This window comes from Mesorhizobium sp. M7A.F.Ca.CA.004.04.2.1 (assembly GCF_004022825.1).
Lineage (GTDB): Bacteria > Pseudomonadota > Alphaproteobacteria > Rhizobiales > Rhizobiaceae > Mesorhizobium.
Window position 1 is genome coordinate 1 of the sequence record NZ_RZPH01000919.1, and the last position, 2,439, is coordinate 2,439.

The 2,439-nt window shown below is 56.6% G+C and carries 4 protein-coding genes; 1 reads left to right on the forward strand and 3 read right to left on the reverse strand.

All coding sequences use genetic code 11. From position 1 onward, the window contains the following. Positions 1-149: 149 nt before the first annotated feature. The gene (locus tag EN893_RS29160; RefSeq protein ID WP_127266848.1) at positions 150-368 is read right to left on the reverse strand and encodes a hypothetical protein; all 219 of its coding nucleotides are present in this window, start codon (positions 366-368) and stop codon (positions 150-152) included. A gap of 57 nt (positions 369-425) precedes the next feature. Further along, positions 426-803, reverse strand: coding sequence for a low affinity iron permease family protein (locus tag EN893_RS29165; protein ID WP_127266847.1), 378 nt, complete (start codon positions 801-803; stop codon positions 426-428). Between the two features lie 422 nt (positions 804-1,225). Between EN893_RS29165 and EN893_RS29175 the strand changes: the two genes are divergently transcribed. Then, the gene (locus EN893_RS29175) at positions 1,226-1,525 is read left to right on the forward strand and encodes a DUF1236 domain-containing protein (RefSeq protein WP_127266845.1); all 300 of its coding nucleotides are present in this window, start codon (positions 1,226-1,228) and stop codon (positions 1,523-1,525) included. A 189-nt stretch (positions 1,526-1,714) separates the two neighbouring features. Here EN893_RS29175 and EN893_RS29180 read toward each other — a convergent pair whose 3' ends face one another. Continuing rightward, complete coding sequence (locus EN893_RS29180) at positions 1,715-2,032, reverse strand: metalloregulator ArsR/SmtB family transcription factor (RefSeq protein WP_164748698.1); 318 nt, start codon at positions 2,030-2,032, stop codon at positions 1,715-1,717. Positions 2,033-2,439: the final 407 nt, after the last annotated feature.

The following is a 2,439-nucleotide window of genomic DNA, read 5'->3' on the forward strand; positions in this document are numbered from 1 at the left end:
CCGCCGCTGCTCGTTTCTGAGGGTTAAACTTATGAAAGCCCGCCGCCCCATTTGCGAAGCGGCGGGCTTCATCCGCCCCAACTTGTCAATGCAACTTTGGTGCCAAACCTTTTTGGCTCTCTATAGGACAATGGGCTGTCCGACAGCGATCAAACAGACATCCAAAATGCCAGCAGCAGGGCGCATAAGGATGAGACGAGGGCAGCGGTGGCAAAAAGCACGCCCTGCCAATCTGGCGGTGGATCGGACACCAACTTGTCGGGGGGCGGATGATTGTCATTCATGAAAAGCAATTTTGCAACGCCAAGTTTGGTCCCGTAAGCCTTCAGGTTGTCGGCGGAAATGGCCGCCGCCCTACCGAAGGCCAAAGAAACTCAAAATTGCCAAGACGACGACCACCGCACCGACGAGCCAAATGATATTGTTCATGATCTCTCTCCTGTTGCTTTCGAAAGTTCGCGCCTGGCAGCGCCGATCGTTCGGGACGCCTCTGCTTCGAGTTCTACAAGCTTCTCCCTGATCTCCTCCGGCTCGGCGTGCTCCAATCCGACAACGTCATTTCTGGTTTCATTCAGTGAAACGATGATCTCATCGAGTTTGGCGTGAATGGCGGCGGTGTCGCGATAGCCTTGTAGAAGGACAACACCAGTGATCACGATGGCGGCAACCGACAGGGCGTAGGTAACCGCACTTGTCAGACCAAAGGGCACCAGGGCGGTGCACAAAACCATTGCTATGAGAATGACATAGAAGCCCGGCGGCCGAGATAGGAAGTCGGAGGCCGCGAAAAGGAACCGATTCATATCCGGGCCAAAGTCATCAAGGCGACCAGTGCGGTAATCGCCACACAAATAGGCACTGCTGCCAGTAAGCCTGCCTCTAAGATCCGACTCTCTTTGTCGCGCAACATCAGGTCACCTACTCCAAGTTAAAGATATAGGTTCGCGAGCAGCTGGGCGGCTCGCGAACCTGCTATCGGCGTCGTGCTTGGCCAGCACTTTTATCCATCTGCTTTCTCCCAAGTTCGAGAGACAACAGCCGCGGGAGGCAGGCGTTCCAGTCGCTGTCTCTGACAGGACCAATGCGTGTTCTAGGACCAGACTTAGGCCCCAAAGGGACTAGACCTAAGTACCTAAGGCGGAACGTCTAGGGCGGCTCCATGTTCAAGTTGTCGGGCGGCGCGGGACGATGATCGTGTTGCGCCAGTCCCTACGGGAGTGCAGATATGAACATGCTTCTAAAGAACACCGCAGCAGCGATGTTGCTCTTGGCTGGGATCGGCTCAGCCGCCGCGGACGACATCATTATCCAGCCGGAACAAGACACCGTCATCCGCGAATATGTGAAGCAGCAGCCCCTGGCGTCGGTCAAGCTCCCCGGCGTGGAACTGAATGTCGGGACAGCTCTGCCGGACACGGTTGAGATCCATGAGGTTCCCAACGTCAAATACCGCTATGTGGTGGTCGACAACCGCACGGTGCTGGTGGACCCAGGCACCCGAAAAATCATCAAGGTTTACGACTGAACGAACCAATTCAGCCCCGCCGCCATCGCTGGCGGCGGGGCTGAAGCGTATAAATCTCCACATCCGGACGAAGATGAGGAGCCTTAAAGTCGCGACATCGCAAGCGCTCTTGGCACGCCTCTCCGGCACGAATGCGGGAAGCACGTTAGAGCGAAGGCCGAGAGGAAACCTCTCCAAAGGTCTCGGGCTTTATGGATGATGGTCGCGGCCAGGCAGAGTTTTCCTCTCAGCAAGCCAGTCCAGGAGTTCAAGGACCTTCAGGGCACGATCTGTGCACGAGTAATACGCTTTTTGACGCTCCTGCCTCCGGGTGACCAGCCCAAATTCTCGCATTATGCTAAGATGTTGGGAGAGTGCGGAGTTGCTAAGCCCTAATCGCGACGCCAGATCAGAAACGGATATTTCTCCGTCGGCAAGAATGATTAGAGCGAGAAGGCGCTTTTCATTAGCCATGGCAGCGAGCAGCTCGGCGGACGGCGCATAAATGCTGGGCTTTTCGGGATCCATGATGTCTCCCTCACTCACGCGTCGAGCGGGCCTCGCGCAGGCCGAATGTAAAGAACTCGCCTCCCATTTACCGCAGCGGCGGGCCAAGGATGACGTGCCCGGATCGTCGGGCGCTCCGGCGCGTCAGAACTATTAGCGTAGCTTAATGTTCCGTCAGAAGGGCGTCGCTGTCTGACGGTCGGCGTCGGCGGCTAAGCGCCTTAGCTCCTGGATCGCCCCTTCTTCGAAGCCTGGGAACCTTTGGCTTCGGCAGCAAGGCGTTGTTCTCGAAGTCGCGCAGTCTTTAAAAAACGCGCCTCTCTCTCGGCCGCGTTATCAACTTTTGCCTCGCGGTCTGCGCGATCCAATCGGTCATTTGTCGATGCTTCGCTGGGACACTTTGGCCTCCTACCAGAAGACCGTTGAAT